Here is a 7,521-nt window from a genome sequence, read left to right as displayed (position 1 = left end):
CCTTTTCGCTTGGCCCGAAAAAAACAACCTTTACATCATCCGCCTTCTTCTTCCTGAATGTATTTTTGGCAAAATTCATACCAACAATCATTTTATCTTTTTGATCCAGCCCAGATGTTATTACAACAAGGTATTTTGTTCCCATATAATATTATTTATGCTTTCTATTAAGTTTTTTTGTAGTTTGGTAAAAAGTCTTACAATTAATATATTTGGTCTATTATATCCAAAACATACAATAATATTTCATGTGCAATATCATCAAATTTTTCCATGATTCATTAAAATAATAATATCATTGCATTTAATGAACACATTTACATTTCGTCTTCATTTTAGAGCATATGAAATGAAGTTTTTTCCTTACTGAGCAGGAAGGTTTTATGCCCGGTACCTATATGACATGGGTACACAACCGGATTTGATACAGAAGCTCACGGAACAATAAAAAACTGAATACTACACTGCCTTACATGCAGCCTGATACGGTGGAGGCATTTTCGGTGTTTCGCAAAAACTGAAGAAGCTTGATTTTGCGGATTAGTAAAAAGGAGGGGAAAGCAAACTGATATGTAACCAGCGCCCCGAGCGGGATTTGAACCCACGTCACAGGCTCGACAGGCCTGTATGATAGGCCGCTACACTATCGGGGCAATTTGTGTAACATAATTGTTTAGTTTTATTTAACCTTTTTTTATTTTTTATTTAATCACATCATTCAGACTCCTTTCTTATATTGTGAATAAACCATAAAAAGAAAAAGGTCATTGAAATGCCAGAAACTACGTCAAACAACATTTTCATGAAAAATGATGCGGTAATGACAGAAATAAGGAATATTATCAAATCGATAGAGATTGATATACCAAGATAAAGAGCAAAATATTTTTTATTCCTAAAATGTGAGTTCTGAATATAAATTTCCTTAATTTCCTTATCTATGGAATCCATGTTTTATTGAAAGCGTAATAATAATTAAAATTTACGAATTTGCTGTTCATTTTCAAATATATTATAAAAATTCATAAGGGTACATAAAACTTCATTATAAGAGCTTTTATGATTTGATTTAACTTTAATTATAATTATTACATATTGTTTTATAATGGCCAGAAAGGATGAGGAAATAATTGCCAGCTTCAGGTGCAAAAATAAACCAGTTAAGTATATAGCAAAAAATACAGGAATTAAGAGGGAAGAAATTGAAAAGATAATAAAAAGGTGGATAATAGAAACAGATCCATACCTTGACGGCATCCTTAAAAAATATAAATCATCAAAAAATGTCAGCGGTTCTGATATAGCTGAATTAATTCAGGGAGACCCAAACAATTTCCTGCAAAATGAGGATGTTCTTGACTATATAGCCAGAAATCGCGGAAATCATCATGACCGCTACATGGACTGCATTAGGTATAAAATATATTCATGCATAATAAAAAAACAGTAAAAAATTGTTAAATACTAAAATATACTTTACTTTTATGAAGTTTGCTGTATTAATTGGCTGGAATGGTTCCGTGGTAAAATCATTCCTGAGGGCGGGTGAGGAAACTGGAAATGATGTTAGAATAAAATACCCCCGGCTTGATCCAATAGATGATGATTTTCTTAATTTTGTCAGGGATGCAGATGCACTTTTTATACATCATTTTTCCGGGGAGAATATATACAGCAGCATACTTGAAAAGCTTGAAAAAATAATTGGTAATAAAAAGTATGTAATAGCAATAGACCCCATATTAAGCAAATATTCCAATGTTGATCCTAAAATTGTTGAAAAGGTTAGTTTATATTACTTTTATGGTGGTTATAACAATATAAAAAATCTTGTTTTGTATGTACAGAGCTTTTTTGAAAAAAACAGTTATAATGATCCGGATCCGCTGCCATTTTCCGGCATATACAGGCCCAAAAACTTAAACCTAAATAAATATAACAAAAGGGTTGGAATACTATTTTATAGAACCGCCTGGGTGGATGGGGATACAAAAATAGTTGATGAAATCATAAAAAAACTTGATGAAAGGGGTATTTCAAGCATTCCAGTTTTTACAAACGGTTTTGGTGATTCCTCCAAAAACATAAAAAGTGCTGAGGAATGCATTAATGAATATTTTTATGAAAATGGCAGGGTAAATGTTGATGCCGTCATAAATCTTCTTTCATTTTCTCTTATTAAGGGTGAGGAAAAAAATACGCTGTTAAATTTAAATGTACCTGTTTTTCAGGGCCTTATATATTATTATAAAGAATACAAGGAATGGATAGATTCATCAGGACTTGATGTTGTAAGCTCCATAATGAGCGCCATGCTTCCAGAAATAGATGGTACAATAGAACCGATACTTGTTGGCGTTATTAAAAAAATTTCTGAAAAGGGAACAGTTTACAGGGAATTATCCCCGGTATATGAACAGATAAATTATATGGCAAATAGAATAAAAAAGTGGGTTAATTTAAAATATAAAAATAACAGTGACAAAAAAATAGCAATTATACTCCATTCAGGGTCATCTTTTAAGGACCTTGAGGCAAATATAGGGACTGCCACAGGCCTCGATACATTAAATTCTGTTGCCAATATAATGAAAATACTTAAAAACTCTGGCTTCTCTCTGGATTATGTACCTGAAAATGGCGAGGATCTTATACAGGAAATATTAAGGAAAAAGGCCATTCCTGAGGGTAAATGGACATCAATTGAAAACATAATAGATAGAAAAGGTGCTGTCGATACCATAAACTCTGATGAATATTCCAAAATTTTTAATTCAATACCCGAGGATTCAAGAAAGGCAATAATCAACCGCTGGGGAAATATAAACTGGAGCAGGGATTACATGGTATTAAATTCACAATTTTACATACCCGGGCTTCTCTCTGGAAATATTTTTATAGGCATACAGCCAAAAAGAATAACGTTTTCAGATGATGATAACAGCATAAGAACCATACATGATTCTGAAACACCAATTACGCATTACTGGCTTGCATTTTATAAATGGATAGAAACAAAATTTGGTGCGGATGCCATAATTCATGTTGGTACTCACGGAACACTTGAATTTACACCCGGAAAGGGTCTCGGCCTCTCACCCTCATGCTTCCCAGAAATTTCCATAGGTACCATGCCGAATATATATCTTTATTCTACAAATGTTCCTGGTGAGGGTATAATAGCAAAGCGCAGGAGCTATGCAGTACTTTTAGATTATATAACGCCACCAACATCCTATGATGAGGTACCTGATGAAATTAATAAGCTTGAGGAATTAATAGATGATTATGAGGAGTCTGAAAAATCAGAAAATAATGCAAGAGAGGATTTAATTTTAAGGGATATAAAAAATCTTGCCAGCAAAATAGGTTTAAGCATAGACTTTGATGACGCACATAAGGCCACACATGAAATAGAACACAGAATAAATCTTTTCAAGGATTCTGTAATAACCCACGGTCTCTATGTATATGCCCAGGAGGTTAATAACGATGATCTGCCTGATTATGTTGCAACTGCCACAAGATTTGATGAACACTCATTAATATCAATGCATGGAAAGGATGCAGCGGTTAAAATGATAAAGGAATATATAAATCATAACAATGATATTCCAGAACTTGAAAGAGGCATTATAAATAATCTAAAATTTTCATCAAAAAATGAGGAAAATAATCTTCTAAAGGCACTCAATGGAGAATTTATACCATCCGGCCTGTCTGGCTCCCTCGCACGTGGAAGATATGATGTTTTACCATCTGGCAGGAACTTTTATGCTGTGGACCCATTTAAGATTCCAAGCCAGTCAGCGTGGCAGGTTGGCGTTATACTTGCAAATAAACTAATAGAAGCCGAATATAAGAAGAATAATAAATTTCCAGAGACAGTGGGTTTTGTGCTCTGGTCAACAGATGCATACAGATCGGATGGGGAGCTCATATCACAGATTTTATTTACCATTGGTGTTGAGCCCATATGGCAGGAGGGTTCAAAGAAGGTTTCCGATGTTAGGGTTATACCAATGGAAAAACTTCAGAGGCCAAGAATAGATGTTGTCATTGAATCAAGCGGAATAGTCAGGGATAATCTATTTAATATTATTGAGCTTATAGATACAGCAATTAGGAAGGTTGCCGAACTTGATGAGTCTGAGGAGGATAATTACATTAAAAAACATTACAGGGAGTACGGCCATTTAATGAGAATTTTTTCATCTAAACCAGGGTCCTACGGGTCCGGTGTGAGCAATGCGGTGGAATCATCAAAATGGAAGAATGAAAATGACCTTGCAGATGTGTTTATAGAGTGGATGGGGTATTCATATGGTAAGAATAACTTTGGAAGGGAGGCAAAAAATGAGCTTTCACTGGTATCAAAAAATATAGATACAATTATACATAAGAGGGAGATTGATGAGATAGATATAAACGACGATTCATGCAACTATTCATATGCAGGCGGATTTTATTTAATGGCAAAAAAGTATGGTTCAAGCCCAAATCTTATGTTTGAGGATACATTCAATCCATCGCGCCCGCAGGTAAGGACAATGAAGGAGGAAATAGAAAGGACGGCAATAGGGAAGCTCTTAAATGATAAATGGATTAATGCACAGAAAAACTTTGGATACAGGGGTGCCACGGAAATGCTCAAAAAAATAGAGCACCTGTATGGCTGGGCGGCCACAACCAAAATGGTAAATGATGCAATTTTTAATAATATAGCCGAAAAATTCATTTTAAACAATGAAATGAAGGAATGGTTTAAAAGGGAAAATCCATGGGCATTAAGTGAGATAACATCCAGAATGATAGAGGCATATAAGAGGGGCATCTGGAATGCATCTGAGGATATGAGGGAAAAACTTGATAATGCCTATATTGAAATGGAGGGTGAGAGTGAATGAAAATTAACTACTTCCCATTTTCTGCAATTCTTGGAAATGATGATATAAAGCTTGGATTAATTATCAATGCAATTGACCCGAAAATAGGTGGAATTTTAATCACAGGTCCAAAGGGCATTGCAAAATCAACAATGGTAAGATCGCTTTCAAATATACTGCCAGAAATGGATTCAATAAGAGGGTGCAGGTTCAACTGCACATTAAATTCTGAAAATCTTTGTGATGAATGCCGTGAAAAGATAGATAATAATTCTGCCGAGATAGTGAAGAAATCAGTGCCTGTAATAACCTTACCAATAAGTTCAACACTTGATCGTGTTGTTGGATCAATAGATATAAATTCTGCCATTTCAGGAAGGGTTAATTTCAGAGAGGGGCTGCTTGGTGAGGCAAACAATGGAATTTTATACATAGATGAGGTAAATCTGCTTGATGATTCCATAGCAGACGCAATACTGGACTCAGCCGCATCAGGCATAAATACTGTTGAAAGGGATGGCGTCTCATATATACATCCTGCGAGATTCATTTTGGTTGGTACAATGAATCCTGAGGAGGGAGAGCTCAGACCACAGCTTCTTGACAGATTTGGTATTTCAGCTGAGGGAAAACTGCCATCAAGCGCAGAAGAGCTAATTGAGATTGCAAACAGGGTTGATGAATTTGATCACAATCCGGTGGAATTTATAAGCAAATATGATCAGGATGATGAAATTTTAAGAGAAAGAATAGTGAGGGCAAGAAATGCTCTTAGATATGTAATCATACCCGATGATATAGAGAAATATATGGCTGATGTTATATTGAAATATCATATGGGTAACAGGGCCATGATATCTGCGGTTAAGGCGGCAAGGGCAATAGCAGCATATAATGGTAATAAAAATGTTACAATGGAGGATGCAAGGAAGGCACTTGAATTTGCACTAAGGCATAGAATCAACGATGATGAAAAAAGCAACATGGAAAGGGAACTTAACAATACCGGTCAAAATCAGGGCAATAAAAATGAGAATATAAATGAGGATATGAACAATAATGATATAAATAATGATGAAAAAATGCCGGTAAAAAAAAATAATTCCACAGGGGATGATACCCTAAATAATATTGAGAATCCCAGAATAGATATGAAATTAAGAAATGAGATTATTAAAAAGAGCGGAAGAAATGCAAAATCTGGAAATTTTATAAGAACAGGACATAAAAACGGGAATCACCTTGATCTTTATTCGTCCATGGTATCCATGAAAATCAATAATCATAAAAAGATGCAGGCATCGGATATTGTCCTGAGGGAGGGTTATTCCGGTGGTGCCGTCCCGGTTATAATAGCAATTGACTCAAGCACGTCCATGGGTTTTAAAAGAAGGATAGGAAATGCACTAGAGCTGTCAAAACTTTTATTTAAAAAGGCTTATATTACAAGAAGCAGGGTTGCACTAATATCGTTTTCAGGCACAGGCGCCAGAGTATTAATGAACTTTTCCAGAAATTTCACGGTCCTCAACCAGAGGCTTAAATCCATAAAAAGTTCAGGGAAAACACCCCTTTTAGAGGGCTTAAAACAGATATATAAAACGTCAGCATATTCTGGTGAAAAAACAGTTTCAGTACTTTTTACAGATGGTCGCGGAAATTATCCACCCGGAAATATGAAGGATGATATTATTGATATATCCAAAAAATTAAAGAATGTTTCAAGGCTTTATATAATAAATGGCGAAAATGGATTTCTGCCAACATATAATAATTTAATAGCAGAATATTCAAACGGGCATATAATAAGCGATGTTAACAATGTAAAAATAAACTGAATATAAAAATAAATAATATAAATGCATTATAAATCCAATGACAGATGAAATACCTGAAAAACGGAATAAGCATCCATATTTTATGTATGATATGATAAAGGATATTCCCAATGGGCTTAATGAAACTGTAAGGGAGATGGAAAAATTTGATTATGATATTATAAAATCACCGCTTGTATTTACCGGAAATGGTACTGCATATCACAGTGAGTATATAGGCTCTCAGTTCCTTAATAAACTGGATGTTAATTACAGGGTTATACAGGCATATGAACTTCTTAATTATTCCGGCCTTTCAAAGGGGACTGTGGTGGGAATTTCCCACAGTGGAAAAACAAAATCAACCATGGATGCACTAAGTTATATGAAAAAATATGCATTTACTGTTGGAATAACACATTATGAAAATACAACAATAGGGAATATAACAGACAAAACAGTAATTATAAAATCTCCTGATCTTTCACTGTGCAATACCAAGGCATTTTTTGATAATGCAATCGCATCAATGTATATAGCACAGAACTATGCAGGCATTGATGTGGGAATTAAGGAAATAATAAAAAAAATAATAAATCTTGTTTCAGTTATGGAAAAACCGGTTATGGATATTGCAGGGCAGCTCAATGATATAAATACAATATTCGTGCTTGGGTCAGGCCCCAACTATCCTGTGGCAAGGGAGGCTGCACAGAAGATAAAGGAGGCAACACACATACATGCAGAGGGCATAGAGCTTGAGGAATTCAACCATGGATGCACATCAATTATAGATGATAAATCGTTGCTAATCCTCA

General features: G+C 34.8%; 5 protein-coding genes and 1 tRNA gene. 4 read left to right on the top strand and 2 right to left on the bottom strand.

Features of this window, described 5'->3' with window-relative positions; all coding sequences use genetic code 11:
* Window positions 1–580: 580 nt before the first annotated feature.
* A tRNA-Asp gene (locus tag AOG54_RS08180) sits at window positions 581–653 on the bottom strand.
* A gap of 61 nt (window positions 654–714) precedes the next feature.
* Window positions 715–951 (bottom strand): hypothetical protein, encoded by a 237-nt coding sequence (locus AOG54_RS08175; protein ID WP_048101510.1) that lies wholly within the window; start codon window positions 949–951, stop codon window positions 715–717.
* Between the two features lie 154 nt (window positions 952–1,105).
* Here AOG54_RS08175 and AOG54_RS08170 point away from each other — a divergent pair, with 154 nt between their 5' ends.
* The 4 genes from AOG54_RS08170 to AOG54_RS08155 form a co-directional block, all read left to right on the top strand.
* Entirely contained in the window at window positions 1,106–1,450 is a 345-nt protein-coding gene (locus AOG54_RS08170; RefSeq protein ID WP_048101511.1) for a hypothetical protein, read from the top strand.
* A gap of 34 nt (window positions 1,451–1,484) precedes the next feature.
* The gene (locus AOG54_RS08165) at window positions 1,485–4,907 is read left to right on the top strand and encodes a cobaltochelatase subunit CobN (protein WP_055032600.1); all 3,423 of its coding nucleotides are present in this window, start codon (window positions 1,485–1,487) and stop codon (window positions 4,905–4,907) included.
* Entirely contained in the window at window positions 4,904–6,724 is a 1,821-nt protein-coding gene (locus tag AOG54_RS08160) for a VWA domain-containing protein (protein WP_048101513.1), read from the top strand. Before AOG54_RS08165 ends, AOG54_RS08160 begins: the two co-directional genes overlap by 4 nt.
* Window positions 6,725–6,761: 37 nt before the next feature.
* A partial coding sequence (locus AOG54_RS08155; protein ID WP_055032599.1) for an SIS domain-containing protein occupies window positions 6,762–7,521 on the top strand: 760 nt, incomplete at its 3' end.

The sequence above is a fragment of the Acidiplasma aeolicum genome (genome assembly GCF_001402945.1).
In the GTDB taxonomy this organism is placed as follows: Archaea; Thermoplasmatota; Thermoplasmata; order Thermoplasmatales; family Thermoplasmataceae; genus Acidiplasma; species Acidiplasma aeolicum.
Note: the sequence above shows the minus strand (reverse complement) of the source record. Positions and strands in the feature narration are given on the sequence as shown.

Coding starts and splice junctions, on each gene's coding strand:
- AOG54_RS08160 (WP_048101513.1), top strand. CDS start 4,904: ATGAAAATTAACTACTTCCCATTTTCTGCAATTCTTGGAAATGATGAT.
- AOG54_RS08165 (WP_055032600.1), top strand. CDS start 1,485: ATGAAGTTTGCTGTATTAATTGGCTGGAATGGTTCCGTGGTAAAATCA.
- AOG54_RS08170 (WP_048101511.1), top strand. CDS start 1,106: ATGGCCAGAAAGGATGAGGAAATAATTGCCAGCTTCAGGTGCAAAAAT.
- AOG54_RS08175 (WP_048101510.1), bottom strand. CDS start 951: ATGGATTCCATAGATAAGGAAATTAAGGAAATTTATATTCAGAACTCA.